This is a genomic window from Treponema denticola (genome assembly GCF_024181605.1).
Classification (GTDB): Bacteria; Spirochaetota; Spirochaetia; order Treponematales; family Treponemataceae; genus Treponema_B; species Treponema_B denticola_B.
The window spans coordinates 655,220-674,502 of record NZ_CP054477.1; the positions used below are offsets into that span (position 1 = coordinate 655,220).

The 19,283-nt window shown below is 38.2% G+C and carries 10 protein-coding genes; 4 read left to right on the forward strand and 6 right to left on the reverse strand.

The features are described 5' to 3' along the window. Window positions 1-188 precede the first annotated feature (188 nt). Window positions 189-4,283: a FlgD immunoglobulin-like domain containing protein gene (locus E4N80_RS02880; RefSeq protein WP_253700284.1), complete on the reverse strand. Its 4,095-nt coding sequence runs from the start codon at window positions 4,281-4,283 to the stop codon at window positions 189-191. A 192-nt stretch (window positions 4,284-4,475) separates the two neighbouring features. Between E4N80_RS02880 and E4N80_RS02885 the strand changes: the two genes are divergently transcribed. The 4 genes from E4N80_RS02885 (at window position 4,476) to E4N80_RS02900 (ending at window position 11,673) form a co-directional block, all read left to right on the forward strand. Continuing rightward, window positions 4,476-5,714, forward strand: coding sequence for a S41 family peptidase (locus E4N80_RS02885; protein WP_253700286.1), 1,239 nt, complete (start codon window positions 4,476-4,478; stop codon window positions 5,712-5,714). A gap of 31 nt (window positions 5,715-5,745) precedes the next feature. Then, window positions 5,746-9,174: an RHS repeat-associated core domain-containing protein gene (locus tag E4N80_RS02890; protein WP_253700288.1), complete on the forward strand. Its 3,429-nt coding sequence runs from the start codon at window positions 5,746-5,748 to the stop codon at window positions 9,172-9,174. A gap of 15 nt (window positions 9,175-9,189) precedes the next feature. After that, entirely contained in the window at window positions 9,190-10,260 is a 1,071-nt protein-coding gene (locus E4N80_RS02895; RefSeq protein WP_253700290.1) for a hypothetical protein, read from the forward strand. A gap of 291 nt (window positions 10,261-10,551) precedes the next feature. After that, window positions 10,552-11,673, forward strand: coding sequence for a hypothetical protein (locus E4N80_RS02900; protein WP_253700291.1), 1,122 nt, complete (start codon window positions 10,552-10,554; stop codon window positions 11,671-11,673). Between the two features lie 838 nt (window positions 11,674-12,511). On the opposite strand, the gene E4N80_RS02905 is transcribed toward E4N80_RS02900, so the two are convergent. The 5 genes from E4N80_RS02905 to E4N80_RS02925 all read right to left on the reverse strand — a co-directional run bounded on the left by E4N80_RS02905 (window position 12,512) and on the right by E4N80_RS02925 (window position 19,265). Beyond that, a complete protein-coding gene (locus E4N80_RS02905) occupies window positions 12,512-13,942 on the reverse strand; it encodes a capsule assembly Wzi family protein (protein ID WP_253700293.1) in 1,431 nt (476 codons plus the stop codon). A 208-nt stretch (window positions 13,943-14,150) separates the two neighbouring features. Further along, a complete protein-coding gene (locus E4N80_RS02910) occupies window positions 14,151-14,666 on the reverse strand; it encodes a hypothetical protein (protein WP_002668396.1) in 516 nt (171 codons plus the stop codon). A gap of 201 nt (window positions 14,667-14,867) precedes the next feature. After that, window positions 14,868-15,653, reverse strand: coding sequence for an outer membrane lipoprotein-sorting protein (locus E4N80_RS02915; RefSeq protein WP_253700301.1), 786 nt, complete (start codon window positions 15,651-15,653; stop codon window positions 14,868-14,870). 95 nt (window positions 15,654-15,748) lie between these two features. Then, window positions 15,749-17,506, reverse strand: coding sequence for an ABC transporter ATP-binding protein (locus E4N80_RS02920; protein ID WP_253700303.1), 1,758 nt, complete (start codon window positions 17,504-17,506; stop codon window positions 15,749-15,751). A gap of 16 nt (window positions 17,507-17,522) precedes the next feature. Then, the gene (locus E4N80_RS02925; protein WP_253700305.1) at window positions 17,523-19,265 is read right to left on the reverse strand and encodes an ABC transporter ATP-binding protein; all 1,743 of its coding nucleotides are present in this window, start codon (window positions 19,263-19,265) and stop codon (window positions 17,523-17,525) included. Window positions 19,266-19,283 lie beyond the last annotated feature (18 nt).

The window sequence follows — 19,283 nt, forward strand, 5'->3', positions numbered from 1 at the left end:
GCCCGTATGGGAGCCCCTTGTGGAGACCCTTATGGGGGACAGCCTTATTCGTGCGGAGGGTTTAATACCCCGACGCTCTGCGTCGTAACAAAGGGTATTAAAGCCGACTGCAACCACCTTATGAGAACAACATACCCCGACGCTTGCGTCGGGGTTGTTGATTGTTTTACTTAAAAAGCTTTAAGTTTTTACTGCTTAATCAAAATAAATTCTACTCGGCGGTTCTTCCACCAGTTGTCCCTGTCGTTAAAGGAGGCAACGGGCTTGGAGCTTCCCATTCCGACAGAAGAAAGACGGGAACTTCTGACGCCTTCCTTTATAAGGAATTGGCGGACTGCCTCCGCCCTTAGTTTTGATAAGGGAAGTAGATCCGCTTTTTCTTCTTTTTCGGTACCTGTCGTAGTGTTGGCATGTCCTTCAACCTGAACCTGATATTCCGGGAATTTATTGAGGATAACGGCAATACGCTTTAAGATATTATTGTTCTTATCGACAATGGCTTTATCGAGACCGTTGAAGTCGGCTGCATTTGCCCTAAATATAATCGAAGGTACAGCTATTTTAAGTTTATCCCCGTCCCTGATAACAAGGATATCTACCGGAATGTAGCCCCTGTAAACCGAGGTAAGGCCTACCTTATCGGTTACCGTAAAGGTAAAAGGATAATCCGTTGCCGACTGTACCGTTTCTCCTGAAAGAGAGCGGCCGTCCCAGATGAGTTCATTAGTTATCTTTTCTTTTCCGCCGGTTTTCCAGAAAAGCTTACCGCCGTTTTCTTCCGGTTCGGTAATTTCAAACTTCCAGTTTTTGATGCCTGCCTTTGAATCGGCTTTTAGGCTTATGTAGAGGTCATCATCGGTTCCGTCATTATCGGGGCTGAAATATTTAGGCCTTGTGCTTACACCGATCTTAGGCGCCTGAGTTGAAAGGATAAAGTCTTCCGTAAAGGCTGTTACGATATCGCCTTTTTTGTACTCTATGTACATGGTTGCCAGATATCTGCCGTCGGGAGCCTTTGAGTTTCCGCTCTTGCCGTCCCATACAAGCTTTTTAAGAAGTTTTCCGTCCTTTTTGGAAGTCCATTCGGCAAAAACCTTGCCGCTTTCTACGTCCGAAATCCGTATATTCCAGTTGTCTATTTCGGCATCAATGTTTGTAAGCACCGAAATATTTTGAACATCCTTTATTCCGTTACCTGTAGGAGAAAATACCTTGTGTTCGGCGGTTATATAGCCCTTGGCTTGACGGCGGTCTACTATGATGCCTTCAAGTTTTTGGACGGTCTTGTTTCCTGCTTCATCTTCAGCTTCGACAACGTAGGTATACTTTTCATCAGGGGCCTTATTGCCCGTATCATCATCTGCTGCCCAGATAAACTTATCGGCCTTGTTCTTCCATTTTAGGGTTTTTACCGTTTTATTTTTGGAATCGACAAAGCGTCCCACCCATTCTTTTTCGGAAGAAGATATTTGATCTATGGGAAGGTTCGGCTTATTGTTTCCTTCAACAGGAGAAAAGGCCAGATAGGGAGCGGAAATTTCAATTTCAGGATAAACCGTGTCTATCGTTATTGATGAAATAACGGATTTTGCCTTGTTTTTGTTTGCAAGCTCTACTTCAAATTCGGCAGAGTATATTCCGTCAGGAGCCATTCCATTTTTTTCTGAAGAGTAAATTTTATCAAGTTCTCCATTCCAAGTTATTTTCTTTGGAGGAGTATTGCCCTTGTAGGCTTTAACAAGTTTGCCCTTTGAGTCCTTAATGTTAAGAGTAAATGAGCTTACAGCCGTTTTTGATTTTACTACAGGATAGAATTCCATGCTGTCCTTTACCCTGTCATTATTGGGAGAAAAGGCCGTATAATTTGATTGGAGAATGATATCCGCTTTTTCGGTATTGAGCTCTACAAGCACGGGATTCGAGAGAGCTTCGTTTTGAGCCTCATCAATTCCTTTTAGTACATAGATGTACTTACCGTCTTCGGCAAAACTGCCGTCGGACTTTCTTCCGTTCCATTCAAATTGAGCCGGAAGTTTACCGCCGAAATTGTTTGTATAAACCGGTGTACCGCTGATTGTATTTCCGCTTGAGGCCTTATAGATTTCTGCCGTCCATAAGCCGGGTTTTTCTTCCTTGTGGGTAAAGATAATGCTGTCCAGTTCTCCGTCACCGTCAGGAGAAAATAGTTTTTGGTTTGTACTTGCTTCAGCCTTGGGCGGTGTAATGTCCAAGGTAAAAGAGGGCGTTTGAGTTGAAGGCTTATGTCCGTTTATATACCTTGCGGAAATAAAGGCCTTGTATGTACCCTCAGGTAAGATCTTTCCTGCTTCGTCCTTTCCGTCAAAACTTTTGGTTTCTATCTTTGAGGGAGTTCCAGTATATGTTTTTACGGTTGTACCTGTTTGATTTTTTACTTCAATCTTCCATTCTTCAAGCCCCTTGGTAATCGGAATAGAAGGAATAAAGCTTATCTTATTGTTTGAGCTGCTTACCGGTGAAAAGGCGTTTTTATCTATATTTATGTTAATCGAGGGCTTGTAGGTATCTACAATGATGTTTGAAAGGCTTGATACGGTTTTATTTTTTGCCCTGTCGATAGATTCGATTTTATAGCTGTAAACTCCGTCAGGTACAAAAATTCCCGAATCGTCTTTTCCGTCCCAGCTTAAAGGAGAAAGTTCATTATTTTTAACCTCTATTTTTTTTACGACCTTGCCTTGGGCATCGCTTATGCTTGCCGTCCAAAGGTCTTCATTTGAACCCTTATTGTCGAAAACAAAGACATCTTTATTTCCGTCCCCGTCAGGACTGAAGATGAGGGCTTCTTGGTTTTGAGGTTTATTAAATGTAAGAGCGGGAGGAGTTTTATCCACATAGGCTGTGTAAACTTGAGATTCCGATTTATTTTTATTATCGTCTTCGGCTCTTATTACAAAGCTGTATTTTCCGTCGGGGGCTATTTCTCCCGAATCGGTGCGTCCGTCCCATCGAAGGGTTTCCGGCACTTCAACGCTTTCTTTTGATTTTCCTAAAAGTTTAAAGAATGAAGCGGCGTCTTTCATTTCGCGTAAAGGAGTTTTGTTTGAAATTGTGCGGACAGTGTTTCCTTTTTCATCCTTTATTTCGCAGTTCCAAGCCGTTACATACCTTTTGTCGGTAATTTTTAGGGGGATTTCCATTGCGTCGTTTTCTCCGTCATTATTGGGAGAAAAGTACAGTGTGCCGTTTTCGGGCATTTCGGCTTGGATTTTAGGCCCTTCGTTGTCCTTTACCCCGAAGTGAACATTTACACCTCCGCCTAAGGCCCAAATTCCGTTATGGAATGGTTTTGCTGCAAACTCGGGACGGATTTCGTTTTCTTCCCAGCCGTTTTTCTTTAAGAAGGAATCGTTTGCTCCTTTAGATTTAATCTTTATATTTACCCCTATGTTGAAGGAGGGAATAAATGTTTGTTTTTTATAAATTGCTTCGACCGTGTTGATGACAAAGCCTGTTTTAAAGGATATCATATCGGCCATGAGCATGTGAAGTCCCGTATTAAAAATAAGATTTTGGAAAAAGGGTGCCGAGAGGTCTGCATGCATTCCAAGTTGGAAGCCGTCAATATCTACTAATGTTGAAGCAAAGCCTACCCTCGGAGTGATTATTGCAGGGCTGCCGCTTGAAGCTCCTCCCTTTATGCCTGTTGCCTTTGGGTTATAGGTTTTGCCGAGTCCCGTTATCGAAACGCCCAGCTTGGAGTTTTTTAGAAATCCAAGGTCTCCGAACATATAAAGAGCCCCGATATCGAGCCCGAGTCCCCAGTCCTTTCCGATGTCGGCATAGGCTCCGGCCCCTACTAAAAGTTTATCGGTTAAATCCTTTGAATATGAAAAGCGTAAGCCTCCCATCGTTCCAAGTTTTAAGGAATTAAATTCGGCATTTAAAAAGTGAAGGCTTCCTGCAAGATTTCCCCATCTAAAGGGGTAGAGGAGGCCTGCATTGACCGCATGACCGACCCCTTTTTCTTCGCTAAGGCCTGCAAGTAAAAAATAGGAAACATCGAGAATAGGCCTTTGTTCTGCCCCGCCTAAAGCCGGATTTACGGCAAGACTGCCCGGCACAGTGTCCCCGAAAGGTCCGCCTGTAACAGAGGCTTGTCCTCCGGCAACCGAGGGGGATTGCAGCGCGGGCTTTTCTTCCCCTCCGGGAAGCGGATCATAGGCAAAAATCGCCGTTCCTATCATAAAAAAGCATAAAACAAAAAAAACTTTCGCTTTTAAACCGAATTTAAAAAAAATCATATTGAGCTCCTTTAAAAGCAAATATAACTGCCTAGTAAAACACCTGTGCAGGTAAAGTGTTACTTAAATTAGTTTTTGGGTAACTTTATATATATCGGCAAAAAACAATAGAGCTATCGAGTAGAAGCTTAAAATCATTAATTTTTTTAAGATGATCTTGACAAATAAAAATATGTAACTCATAATGGACTTATGAAAAAGAAAAGGTTAATTATCTATATTTTACAATTTACTTTTATTTTTGCTTTCTTTATTACAACTGTTTTTATGTCAAAAAAGAAAGACGGGTCGCTGCGGTTTGTTTCTTTTCAAAAAATGAGGGCCGATTACGAGTTTTTTTGGAATTTTATTTATGAAGGCTATCCTTTTACAGAGGTCTGCGAAAGACAGGGGGCTGATTTAACAAAAATAAAAAATGAAGGATATATAGAACTAAAAAAGGTTAAAAATCAAAAAGAATATTATACTTTTTACGATAAGTTATGTAAGAAGATAACATCAGAGAAAAAAACGGGACACTTATTTCCAATCCACTATAAAGATTATTCGGATAGTTTAAACAGTCAGGGTTCGTATGATGTTTTAAATGATAAGAATAAAATTATAGATAAATTTTATATGGAATGGCAGAAAAGGGATGGGAAGATTTATCATAAAAATAAAACATATGCCGAAAAGAAAATAATTTTAGAAAATAAAATTGCTTATATTAAAATACATTCTTTTTCTACATTTACATATGAACAGCAAAAATTATACGAAGATGAAATTAACAATTTTTTAATGGAAACAGCAGGCTATGAGCATATTATAATAGACATTACCTCCAATCGAGGCGGTTCTATCGATAATTGTAAGCTTATAATCGGTCCAAATATTACCGGTAATAAACAGGTTGCTTTTTATGGTTTATATAATGAAAATAAATATACAAAGCCGTATTTGGATCATATATTTAAAAAAATCAATATAGAAAAAATAAATCTAAATGATATACCGAAAGTTAAAAATTCCAATACTATTAAAAATGATAAAGCTTATATACGAAGAGAGTCTATTTCATGGCAGTATTTGAATGGGTATAAACCTTGTAAAAATAAAAAATTTTGGCTTTTGATAGGAAAACTGTCTTATTCTGCTTCGGATCGGTTTGCCTATATGTGCAAACAAAGCGGCTTTGCAACATTGATAGGTGAAAATACCGGAGGGGCCGGAGTAAATGCTTATTGGCCTATGCATATTTTTTTGCCTAATAGCGGTTTATTGATCTTATTTGATTTTACCTATGGACTTAATTCTGAAGGTTACTGTGCAGACGAATTTGGTAACTTTCCCGATATCTATAATCAGCCCGGTAAGGATGCACTTGAAACTTGTTTAGAGGAAATTAAAAGATTGGAAGAAAATATAAATCTGGAAAATAATATATAGTTTTACAATTAAGGTTTTGAAAAACTAAACAATGAAAATGAAAACTAGCTATTTATTTAAACATTCCAACTATCTCACTCGGATAGCGATTGTAAGGGAGCAAAAGCAATTTATACAAATTGCTTTTGCTGTACATCTTTCCGCAGTAATTTCTGCGGAAAGATACCGAAGCGATAGCGAAGCCCTGAAAAGCGCGATGCTGACACTTGTGTACTTTTACATAATTATGATAGTGCACAAGTGTCAGCAGTCCGCCAAAAGAAAATTATTATTAAACAGTCCCACTGACAGGACTTTTGAAAATAGGTGGAGCAGATACAAGGAGCCTAGTAAAAATAAAGCGGAGGCGTATTGGGTATACGTCGAGCTCATTTTGCGTAGCGACGCAGGAGATGCCCGCATATTTTCAAAAGAAGTAATCCATGATGGTCTGGGACGCATAAACTACACAGCCAAAGAAGGAGAAGTGTACATTGAAGGAACCATAGATTCTACTCAAACAGGCTGGAATGTTTCGGGAGCGGTTTATTATGATGAAGACGGAAGAAAAAAAGGAGAAGGACAGCCCGTGTTCTATGGAGGAGATATACAAAATGAATTAAGCGGAAGCTCAAGCCAAATCCTTTTATATGAAAAATTAAACGAATTAAAACATCCTACAAGCTATGAATATGACGGACTAGGCCGCGTAATAAAAACAACCCTTCCCGACGGAAACATACAGCGTAATGAATACTCGATAGACGCTTCGCTTCAAATAACAAAAACAACCGACCCATTGGAAAACATAAACATCAGTAAAAAAGATATAAGAGGAAACATAAAAGAAGTAGAAAGACGGGATAAAAACAATACCTTACTAACCAAAGCCCGATACGAATATTCGGTATTAGGAGAAATGTTAAAAGCCTACGATGCTAAAGACAACCTTTTGGCAGTAAACTATGACATGCTTGGACGGCGTATAAGTTTAGAAAGCCTTGATATGGGAAGAAAAGAATGGAACTATGACGATAAAGGCCGCTTGGAGTATGAAAACGACTCCGTATTAAGATCAAAATTAGCGTCAATAAAATATGAATACGACGGCTTTGACCGCATAGTAAAGACGGACTATCCTTTTAGTGAAGATGTAGAATATGAGTACGGAGTACCGGGACAAAAAGGAGCGGGAGAGATAATCCGCAAAAAAGATGAAACAGGAGAGACAAAATACGAATACGGCCTACTAAACGAAGTAAAAGTAGAAACACGGACAATAAAGAGGGGAAGAGAATTCCAAAAGCCCGTAACCGCCGTGTTTAACTATGAAGCCGATTACTTAGGCCGAATGCAAAGCATAAGCTACCCTGACGGAGAAGTGTTAAGCTACAGTTACGACAAGGGCGGACAATTAAAAGGAGTTATAGGCAAAAAAGGAATAGAAACCTATAGGTATGTAGACAATATCTTGTATGATGAACACGGCCAAAGAGTTTACATCAAATACGGAAACGGAGTAGAAACAAGATACAACTATGACCCTGCACGGCGTTGGCTAAAAGACATCAAGACAGAAAACAAAGATAAGAATTTGGTATTCCAAAAAATAAACTATAACTTTGATGCAGTAGGCAATGTAGAAGGATACATAAACACGGCTAGTAAGTATGAAACAAGCCAAAGCTACAGTTATGATAATTTGTACCAACTTATAAAAGCCGAAGGAACGCACAAACAATACGGAGGAATAAACCCTAACCCCGATAACCCTCATCCGTCAAATCCCTTACACACAAATAAATACAGGCAAACCTTTGCCTTCGACATAATAGGGAATATGACGAATAAGAGCAGTACCACAAACCTGCCCGGAGGTTCAATAAGTAGTGATGACACAAAACTAAACTATGAACTGGATTATGAGTATGACAGTAAATATGCACACCGCTTAATAAGAGCGGGCAATAGATATTACCGATACGACGCCAACGGCAACATCACTGCAGAAAAAGACGGAAAGTTCAGCGACAAAGAAGAAATAACATTTACCTACTCCTACTTTGCAGAACATGACGTATACGGCGTAGACTACGGCTTTGACTTAGAACCTCCTGAAGATGACCCTGCAAACCTAGAAAGTGGAGGCACAACAAGTACTACACCTACAGGAGGCTACAGAAGAGATTATACATGGAATGAACGCAACCTATTGATAAAATCAGACAATAAGTTAAACACAGTAATATACCGCTACGGCGATGACGGACAGAGAGCATTAAAGTTTACACAGCAATCAAATAGCGAAACTTTATACTTTAATAACTTTTACTCCGTACACCAAGTTGCCCATGAACCTAATCACGAACATGGATTACGAGTGAGCAAACACATCTTTGTCGGAAACTCGCGGTTAGTAACTGCTATGACACATGCGGATAATAATGGAGACACAACGGAACAAACCGAAAAAAGATATTATTATCATGCAGACCATTTACAGAGTGCACAGTTTATAACAAATGCCAGAGGCGAACAATATGAGCATATAGAGTATACACCATACGGAGAGTTATGGATTGAAGAGACTGCACCGGGGATAGATAAGTTACCGTTTAGGTTTACGGGGAAAGAGCTGGATGAGGAAACAGGATTATACTACTATGGGGCAAGGTATTTGGATCCGAAATATAGTAGGTGGCTAAGTGGAGATCCGGCATTAAACGATTATATACCTAAAGCGCCTATTGATGATGAAGCGAAAAAGCACAATGAGAATTTACCGGGAATGGGCGGTATATACAACACGGTAAACCTTCATGTGTACCACTACGCAGGGAATAATCCTGTGAAGTATGTGGATCCGGATGGAGATAAAATACTGGATGTTAGTACAACTCTATTTCAAGAAGACGGTGGTGCGGAACCCCTTGGCAAAAGTAACCTTACTATTAGTGGATATGGATGTGTTTTAACGGCATATACTCGAATTGGAAATGCAATAGGAATTTCTGAAGATATTACACTTCTTAGTGCAAATAGAACAGCAAAAAATAATATATTTGTTGGCGAAAATAAAAATTTACTTGACCGTTGGAATAGTGGACCAAAATTAGTAAATAGAATAGGAGAAGGTAGTGGCAATATGTTAAAATTTGATAAAAGTCTAACGGATCTAACATTAAATGAATATGGAGCAGCTCTAGAAGAGTATAAAAATTCTTTTGATACTTATGCTGTTACAATAAGGCTTTCAAGTGGACATACTGTGAATATGAATACTGATGGGATTATTAGGGAAAATAATGGTAATTATACGATAAAAATAAATAATACAAGCAATCTCTCAACTCATAATGCTTGGAAGCCGGAAGGAATGAATAGTGATGTAATTGATAAAAATGTTTATATTGAGCGTATTGATGTATTTAAAGTAGAATTTAATGGAAATTTTAATAAAAATATTTTATTACCGAATTAGTTTGGAGGATTGATTATGAAAAAATTATGTATTTTATTAGCGGCTTTTATTTTGCTTTTTTCATGTAAAAAAAATAATGAGCAAAAACTCTCGGATATTGTTTCTAAAAAAAATGAAACAATTACAAGTCTTAATGAACAAGAAATTTCAAGACAATCTGCCGATTTTGATAAAGACAAATTTTATGAAAGAAATTTTTTACTTGATTGGAATTTTTTTATACCTAAGGGGCGTAACAGCAATTTTCTCCCTTCATCATATAGTTATGTTAAACGAGGTGTAAACTATAAAACTTTGGTTGTATGGAAGGCATATACCGAATACGGAATGGGTAAATTGCTTCAAAGTTATGCTGAAGGAGGAGAGATGGGCGGTCAATCTTATACAAAAGATGATATAGGAAAAAAACTGATTGTTGCAGGCTATAAGTATGACAAAAGCGGATGTCTTATATCAAGTATAGAACCTATCCTTTACGGTGAAGGCGAGCAAATGGAAACTCTGTATGAGTATGATTCATATAACAGGTGTACCGCTTTACATAGCAGATATGTTCCTGAAATTGACTTAATTCCTTACAGTGAAGAGTATTATAAAAAAGCTGAAAAGTGCGATATAATACAGGATAATTTAAGAGAGTATGCTCCCATAAATAAAAAAGACGATATATTAGAATGTAAATTTTATTATGTTCATTCAGATGGGAAAAAGAATTTAATCTCTACAATAAAAGAAGGAAAAACTGAAGATTATTTTTTTTATAATAATCAAAAAGTTCTTTTAATAAATAATCGGCCCGAAGAAATAAAAGATGAGAATGGTGTATGGAAGTTTTTATATAATGAGAATGAACAAATACTTGAAGCAGTGCAAACTGCAAATAATAAAGTAAAGGAAAAATTTTTTGATGCAAAATATAAAAACGGCAAATTAATTGAAAGTAAATATGATGATGGAAATTCTGTAATAAAAACCGTTTATAAAAAATATGATAGCTTCGGAAACTGGCTTGAGGCGGACATTCATTATAACAACGATGAAAATTGTTCGTTTACTATTTTCCGTGATTTTGAGTATTATGAATGACAGTTGATTAACTTATATTTTATTTCTAAGGAGGCTTTAAGATTATCATAGACGATTTTATGGGTATATTTTCAAAATCTATAATTATAAATCTTTTGATGAATATTGTTTTTCAGTTCATCTTGGTGATAAATTGTGTTTAGAAAGATCTATTTTTATGTTAGAGAAACCTAAAAATATAATTTTATTTAATGAAAACGCAATTTTTAATTTAATTTTAAAAATTGATTTATAGAAAAGGTAAAAACTGTTCCATTTTTACCCGAATAACTTATTATGGGAGACTAAATAATGAAAATTTTAAGGAATATGATTTTTATTTTTATGTTGGTTCTTTTGGTTTCATGTACAAAAAGAGAAAACAAGATGATTGTAAACGATGCTCAGCAAAATACCATAACTGAAAGTTCTAAGAATATTGACAAAACTTCTAAAGAAGAGAAAATTGAATTTGATACTTCAGGAAGCGGTAAAAAAAGTTGTTTTCCATATGGAGCTAATATTGTAAATAATACAAATTATCCGTCAGATATTAATTTTGGTGATATATCTTTATTTCCAACTGATGCTCGTTATTTGAATGAAAATTTTAGATATAAGAAAATAATTTCTTGGCGCCGTTGGGACGAGCCTGCAATAAAACGAAAGTTAAAAAGTTATGCTGAAACCCCGGAAGGTGAAAATTTTATCGGTCATAAATATAGTTCTGCAGATATAGGTTTGATGCAATTAGAATCTGCAATTTTATTTGACGAAGATCAAAAGAAAATTATTGAAGTAGAAGATTCTCCATATTATGATGGTAAAATAGTAAAGTTGAATGAATATAATGATCTTGGTCTTCAAACAAATATATATGATTTTAGATTGGATAATGAAATTATCTTATTTAGTGAAGAATTTTATAATGAATTAAAAAATATTGATGATAAATTAATGTATTCTTATGAATACATTGATATTAAAGATAATCCGAATATTTTGAAATATAATCACTATTTTTATCATTCTAAGGGAAAAAAGCTTTTGGAAAGCGGCCGAATAAGTAAAACTCTTAACATGAAAAATACTATGGATAATAATTTTTTTATTGCAAGAGCTAATAAAAGTTTAAAGTATTATTTAAAAGAAACTCATTCTTATGCATTATTTTATTATGATGAAATGGGGAGGCTTAGTAAAATAGAGCCTCTTCCTACTTCAATGGGGTGGAAATTCTATGATGTAGAATATGATGGAAATAAACTATTGGAAGGGAAATTAAAATTCAGTGAGAAATCGGATGCTTATTTTAAATATGTTTATACTAAACATGATAAAAATGATAATTGGATTGAAGCTAAAATATTTTATGATGATGATACTGAAGCTTCATATACTGCAATTAGAGAGATAGAATATTATGAAAATTAGGAAAATTCTATAAGATAAATTATGCAAGTAACTGAAATATAATATTGGAGGATAAAAATATAATAGTAAAAAGGAAAAATATGAATTAGAAGACTTGGGGTAGAATTTACTACTGCATGGGATGGAACTTTAATATCATATTCTATGGAATGCTAAAGCAATGAAGGAATTAAAAGAAGATATTGGGTTTATAAAAAAATTAATTGAATGAGGTAAATGATGATTGAACAAATACTTGTTTTTTTATTTTTAATGGTGATAGGAAGTATATTCCTAATATTTAGAGCTCTGGTTTTCAGAGAATTACATAAAAAAAATACTTATGTTTTTATCATCATATATAATATATTCATGTTGATAGTATTATTGAAAGTTTTATTAAATTTTTAATAACATAATAAAATAAATTGTGTAAATAGTTTAAATGTGATTTGATAGTATAAAACTATGACTGTCAAAATACAGAAAACTTGGAGGTAAAATTAAAAACCATTTGGTAAACACTTAACATAAGGAAAAATATTATGAAAACAATTTTTTACTTTTATTCACAGTCTGCCTATCTCCCTCGGACAGCGATAGCGGAGTCATGAAAAGCGCGGTGCTCAATTTTGTTTTCTTCGTAATGCTAAAAAACAAAATTGAGCAGTCCGCCGCTCAAAGCTGCTTACGCAAAAAGCTATCACTATCTGAAATCCCCACTGACAGGACTTTTGAAAATAGACATGTTGGATGCAAGGAGCAAGAAAAAATTAACCGCAGGCGTACTTTATGTACGTTGAGGATTAATTTTTTTGAAGCGACGCAGCAGACAGCGTGTATATTTTCAAAAGAAATATTACCAGTTAAATCGTCCCTTAACCCATATAGAACTTATCTTGTTTAATTGTGCAAAGTCTCCCTTGCCGTCATAGCCTTTGGTGTAAATGTCTCCGCCCAAAATTACATGCATGTTGTCGGTAAGGGAATAGTCAACCGCATAAGTGCTGAATGTACTGCCGTAGTTAATATCGACTGCTCCGCTTGCAGAAAGTTTGAGCGTGTCCCGCAAAAATGTTTTGCTTATATTGAGGCTGACAAAACCCTTGTGTATCGGCCTTTCTATATCATCCTTATGATCGAGAATGAGGTCTTCAAAATACTGTGTACTAAGTGTCCAAGAATTCTTAATCCAATCAAGGCCTGCAAGAGCCAATAGCTGGTGTTTCGATTTGGGTTGTTCAAAGATGAGAGGAATCCCGCCTATTCCGGGTATACCTTTTTTAGGTATTTGGTTTTTCGGTTCAAAATATCTGCCTCCAATCCATGCACTTTCCAATCTTATAGTTACATCGCCTGCAGGAATCGCCGCATCAAAGCCCGCCATTCCTATACGATAATATTCTTGATTTAAGTTTATTAAAACATTGGGAGGTGTTAATTTTCCTTCTCGTGTGAAGCGAGGGTTTTTATCCCAGCCGTAAAAACCTGAAACCGAAAAATCGATGCCGGGTAAAAAGAAAGAAAAGCGGGCGGCAGCTTCCGTGTCGGTAAACATCTTGGGTTTTGCACTTTCCGTCTTTGTGTAGTGAGCCGGAAGGGTACCCAAACTGTCGGGCGTATCGATATAGTATAAATCGTCCTTTGCACCGTTTTCAAAGCCGAATCGCGGAAGTTTGTTCGGGGTAAAAAACGGAACGGCGACTGCTTCAAATGTAAAAATATCGTGGAAAAATCTTAAGCGGATACTGTCAGATGCAAGTTTTGTGTCATCGGAAGAAAAAGCTAAAAAGGCGGAAGAATCTTTTGCACTCAGCACATCGGTAAGGGAAAAGCCGTCAGCCTGTCCCCAGTTGATGAGCTGTCTTCCGAAACTTAAATCCCAAATCTCGCCCGAATAGCGGAAATAGGCTTCATTAAGTTTAAAGCCCGTGCGTGCGGGATTGCGGTAATTGTATTCTGCCGAGGCTGAAAGAAAGGCATAGGCCGAACCTGCAAGGACTTCTCCTTTTATTTGAGCAATAGAACGGGACAGACTGTACTCGGCTCCTTTGTTCCATCTAAGACCGTGGGCTGTTTCCAGTTTTCCGCTTACCGTAAATACCGGTTTTCCGTTGTCATCTTCCAAATCATCAGTAAATTCTTCATCATCTGAATTATCGGCTGCTTGATATTCGGATAATGTTCCTCCTGCTTCCTGTGCACCGCACGGAAATCTTAATGCAAAAAATAACATACAGAATATAGTACCTAACAAGAACGCTTGTCTGTATTTTCGTATTGTTTTCATATCTTTATACCTCCCATAAAAACTTTTTGAAAAAAGTTTTTTCGATACAGCTTACCGTAAGAAATCGTTTTCTGCTGTATACTTTTATTCGTGCGGAGGGTTTAATACCCCGACGCTTGCGTCGTAACGAAGGGTATTAAAGCCGACTGCAACCACCTTATGAGAACAACATACCCCGATGCTTGCGTCGGGGTTGTTGATTTAAGCCTTAGAAGGAAAACAGAAATTGTATTAGCATTACAATGCCTGTTTGAACCAGAGAAAAAAACGGCACTATTATAAACGGCCACAACAAAAAATGCTCCGGTATTCCTATAACCTTCATCCAATTTTTTGTTTGATAGATTGGGTTATCTTCTGTTCCCGGAATGACAATCAACTTAGTCCACTTTTGGAATAAAAGACAATCCAACAAGAAAAAATCTCCGAAATTAACGATAATCCAATGAATATATGCGGTACAAAATAGTAGCCTAAATGTATGAATTCCGCCATATAATGTACTGCTTACTCCATAAAGCCAGCACGCTCCCATTACTATAACCGTAAATATTTTATTTACCCGTTTTTCTTTTTTACTCATCGGTTCAGGTGCAGCTTTTTGAATCCCCTTAGGATATGAATCCATTAAATATCTTGGGTTAGCTATTACAAGAGCCGCCGCCGAACCGTTAAATATGGCCGCCATCGCTATGCCGTCCAATATTGCTCTGATTATATCCATATGGACTCCTCCTATAAAAACTTTTTGTAAGGATTATCAAATCCTGAAAAAAGTTTTTTCACGCAGTTTGTTTACAAACTGCATACAATAATGCGATGTTTTGTACCTTGTGTACAAAACTCGGCAGATAAACAGTGAGGCAGTATTTGTGCCGAACTGTTTATCACACCTCCTTTTTAAAAGAAGCCTTTTGTAAAAGTATTACCTAATCTTCCCTTCCTCAAGCGAATTGACTCTAAAATAAGAATCCGGTATCTCTTTGTTAAATTCATGTTTTAGAATTTCAATTAAGGTTTTATGTTTTTTTTGCAAGTTGTTCATTTCCATTTTGTTTGCAGTCCAAAAGCCGTCTTTTTTTTCGATGCCGCTGACGGTAAGTACTTTTAGCAGAGTTCCCTGCTCATCATAAAATTCCGCCTTTATGTTTAAAAGGGATTCCTTGTCTATCCATGAAACATATTTTGAGTACATGGATTTTTTTACCGGAACGGATTCGATTTTCCAGCAGTTCTTGGAATCGATTTTTTCTTCACCTAAAAGAGTGTGTTTATAATCGTCCACCTTGCGGCCGCTCATGTCATCATAGGTAAAATCCGTTCCCATAAAGTAGTCTTGGCTTGATGAACCGCTTATGCGCTTAGCTTTTTTTAATGCAGGCATATAAAGCCATCTGTCATCGTTTTTCGAGGCATCGTCATACGAGAACGAAAGATAGCCGACTCCTTTTACATCTGCAGGAAGTAAAAACACCATAACTGTTTTTTCTTCCTTTCCGTAATCTTTTGAATAGGCTGTAACTTCCCGAACTCTTTTTTTTCCGCTTGAGTTTATAAGGGTCATCCTCATCTTAAAAGAATCGGTTACGGCCTTTTCCCTGTTGCTTGCTTTTTGCATGATTTCTCTTCCCGTCAATTCCTGTGCAAACGCAAAACTCACAGCTGCTGCCGCAAACACGGCAAGAGCAATCAAATGTTTTATTCTTTTCATATCAACCTCCAAATAATTTATAATTCCTAATTATTGAAATCACTGTACTTTAAATCGAATTATCCTCTCCGGCTTATTGCCTCTGTATATTTTATCTACACCTGCCACGATGCGGCTTTTTCGCGCATACCGATAAAGTTAGCATAAATACCGTCATGCTGCATCAACTCGGAGTGTTTGCCGTGTTGTACGATATTTCCCTTATCCATGACAAATATTTGATCGGCGTTTTTAATAGTTGAAAGCCTATGTGCAATGATGATTGCGGTTTTGTTTTTTAAAAGTTCATCGAGGGCTCTCATCAATTTCTCTTCGTTTTCGGGGTCTACACTTGAAGTTGCTTCATCGAGGATAACAATGGAGCTCGGTTTGAGCATTGCCCTCGCAATGGAAATACGCTGGCGCTCTCCGCCTGAAAGATTGCTTCCGCCCTCCTGCAGCACGGTATCGTAACCGCCCGGCAGCTCCATAATAAAATCGTGGCATTGAGCGGCTTTTGCCGCAGCGATAATTTCTTCGTCGCTTGCATCCGGTTTTCCGAATTTGATGTTGTTCTTTATCGTGTCTTCAAAGAGGTACACATCCTGAAATACAAATGTAAAGTTCGATAAAAATGTATCGTATGCAAAATCTTTTATATTGGTATCGCCGAGCCTTATTTCACCTGCATCGACATCCCAAAAACGGGCAATCAGCTGGCAAAGGCTTGTCTTCCCCGAACCTGAATAGCCGACCAATGCGGTTACGCTGTTTTTCGGAATATACACATCCAAGTTGCGGAAGAGCTTTTCTTCAGTGTTCTTTTTTCCGCCGTATCCGAAGGTGATATTCTTGACGGTAATATCGTCATTTCCATGGGGCCGGAGCGAACCTTCCGGTAAGGCTTGAATATTTTTAACCTTAAAAAGCGTATCCAAATTCTGCACCGCAACACCGCGCATTCTCTGCATTGTACCGGCTATTTCAAAACCGCCGAATACCACAAAGCTCGCGACAATTAGCATCAGCGTTTTTTCAATATCAATAGTCCCAATCGAATATCGGTATAAGGCGCTCACGATAATTGCGGTTGTTCCTAATTTTAGCAGCAAAGAAAAAACCAGCAATGAAGGTGTCAGAGTCTTTTCTACGGCAAAAAAACCTATTTTGCTTTTTTTAATACTTTCCGTCACATTTTTGAGCGCTGCGCTTGTTCTGCCGAACGCCTTTACCACGCCGATTCCTTGCACATACTCCAAAATATCGGTACGCAGCTGCAGCTTAAGCTCAGTCAGTTTTGCCGTTACCGCATCCGTCTTTTTTTGGAATATATTGGTGAGTAGAATCGCTACTGCAAGGGTAACAAAAATGATGCAGCCTGTTACCATATCAAAGGGGAATACGAACAGTGCCATGATAACCGTTTGAATGCTTCCTGCAAACATCATTTCGAGAATCATCATGTCGATTGTTTCAACATCTGTGATAACCGTTGTTAATGCGCCGGAAATATCTCCGAGTCTGCTTTCGGAAAAATATCCCATGTGCACGTTTTTCAGCTTATCTCCGATAACGAGCCGATTTTCAGCTCCCATAGTATACGATGCGATATTTTTATTTCGGTCGGAAATATACCCAAAGATAATCTTTCCTATTATGCCGATAAGCATAATACAGAACACCGTAATGCTGTTGTTTTTTGTAACCGGCTGTGCCTGAAACACTGCACGGCTCAGCGTCAGCAAAAAATATCCGAGTCCGCCGAGAGTGAATCCTTCGAATATGCTTTTGAGCATGTCGCAGATAAACATCGTTGTTATGCGCTTTGATTGCTTTCCCGCAATCGTGTATATCTTTTTCAATAAATCAAACATTTTAGCATTCCTCCAATTATCCGTTATCCCTGCCGCTGATATGGGACTGCCACATTTTTTGATAGAGCGGCGAATCTTGTAACAGTTCGGTGTGCGCTCCCTCTGCGGCAATCCGGCCCTTATCCAGCACGATGATTTTATCGGCATTGACAATAGTGGAAAGCCTGTGTGCAATCATAATGACGGTTTTATCTTTTACGAGGTTGTCGATGGACTGTTGAATAACGGCTTCGTTTTCAGGATCGGAATAGGCGGTTGCCTCGTCGAGTACGACAATGGGACTATCCTTGAGAAGCGCACGGGCAATGGTAAGCCGCTGTCGTTCACCGCCTGAAAACTTACTGCCTGCGTTTCCCGCATTGGTGTCATACCCGTTAGGCAGGTTTTTGATAAAATCATGGATGCTTGCTTTTGTACAGGCTGTTTCGATTTCCTCATCCGTTGCATTCTCTTTTGCCATCCTGAGATTTTCCCGAATGCTCTTGTTGAATAAAAAATTCTCCTGCGACACATATGTAACCAGCTGCATGTTCCGTTCCAAACTCATGCTGCCGATGTCAGCGCCGCCGATGGTGATGTGCCCGCTTTCGATATTCCAAAAGCCTGCCAGCAGTTTTGCAATGGTAGACTTGCCGCTGCCGGAAGAACCGACAATCGCAGTCAACTCGCCTTCTTTGGCGGTAAAGTTCAATCCATCGAACACCTTTGTACTGTCCTTGGCAGCTGCACCGTCCGTTTCGCACAGCGCTCCACCGTAGCCGAATATCACATTTTCAAAGCGCACATCAAAGCCTTGCGGATCGGGAGCCGTATCGTGCCGTATCAGTTCCGGTAAATCGAGCACCGATTTTATTTCCCCGAATACGACACGCACATTTGCCATCGCATCCGTATAGGCCATCGCTTTTAAAAGCGGCTTGTACGACGCATAAGAAAGCAATATGCACATAATCAGCGTAGGAATTGTAATCCCTCCGGTCATAAAGAGGTAAAGCCCTACCGGTAATACGATAAGGAGCGTAGACGGCAGAACCTCCATTGCAGCTATCATAGCAAAACATACGCTTAAATACCAGTCGAGCATTGAGTCCCGATTGTCCTCCACTGCTTTTTGAAATTTATCATAGGATGAAGCCGATTTATTAAAAGCCTTGATAACTTTGATGCCCTGAATATATTCGACGGCAGCGGCATTCATTTTTTTTGACGCTTCAATGTACCGCTTGGACTTTGCTTCGTAATCTTTCATCATCAGCATCGAAAAAAGTATACCGAGCGGCAGTGTTACAAGGTTTGCAAGACCGATCTTCCAATTTAATATAAAAATGATAACGACAATGACAACCGGAATGAGCACATTCGCCAATACTTCAGGGATTACATGTGCAATAGGTTTTTCCATCTTATCAAGTGTTTCTACCACAAATTGAGACCACTTGCCGCTGCTTTTTTCTTCTATTGTGCCCATCGAAAGGCGGCTAAGTTTTTCCACAACCTTTTTCCGCGTATCTTCGATGACACTGAACGCAAGATTATGGGAACCGATTGTCGATACCGAATGCCCGATAAGCGCCCCTGCAAACCCTGCAAGAATAAGCCCGGCATAAGGCAAGAAAACGCGGTAATCTGTGACACCGTTTATCAACTCTGTCACAATAGATGCAACTGCAAAGTACGGAACAATGCCGCAGGCAACTCCGATAATTGCGAAAACCACCGGAAAGATGATTGCTCCGATATGTTTTTTTAAGATATCCATAATAGCTCCATGTGTAAG

Bases quoted from the DNA above. Each gene is read 5' to 3' on its own strand.
- E4N80_RS02915 (WP_253700301.1), bottom strand. From the start codon at position 15,653: ATGAAAAGAATAAAACATTTGATTGCTCTTGCCGTGTTTGCGGCAGCA.
- E4N80_RS02890 (WP_253700288.1), top strand. From the start codon at position 5,746: ATGAAAATGAAAACTAGCTATTTATTTAAACATTCCAACTATCTCACT.
- E4N80_RS02925 (WP_253700305.1), bottom strand. From the start codon at position 19,265: ATGGATATCTTAAAAAAACATATCGGAGCAATCATCTTTCCGGTGGTT.
- E4N80_RS02885 (WP_253700286.1), top strand. From the start codon at position 4,476: ATGAAAAAGAAAAGGTTAATTATCTATATTTTACAATTTACTTTTATT.
- E4N80_RS02910 (WP_002668396.1), bottom strand. From the start codon at position 14,666: ATGGATATAATCAGAGCAATATTGGACGGCATAGCGATGGCGGCCATA.
- E4N80_RS02880 (WP_253700284.1), bottom strand. From the start codon at position 4,283: ATGATTTTTTTTAAATTCGGTTTAAAAGCGAAAGTTTTTTTTGTTTTA.
- E4N80_RS02895 (WP_253700290.1), top strand. From the start codon at position 9,190: ATGAAAAAATTATGTATTTTATTAGCGGCTTTTATTTTGCTTTTTTCA.
- E4N80_RS02920 (WP_253700303.1), bottom strand. From the start codon at position 17,506: ATGTTTGATTTATTGAAAAAGATATACACGATTGCGGGAAAGCAATCA.
- E4N80_RS02900 (WP_253700291.1), top strand. From the start codon at position 10,552: ATGAAAATTTTAAGGAATATGATTTTTATTTTTATGTTGGTTCTTTTG.
- E4N80_RS02905 (WP_253700293.1), bottom strand. From the start codon at position 13,942: ATGAAAACAATACGAAAATACAGACAAGCGTTCTTGTTAGGTACTATA.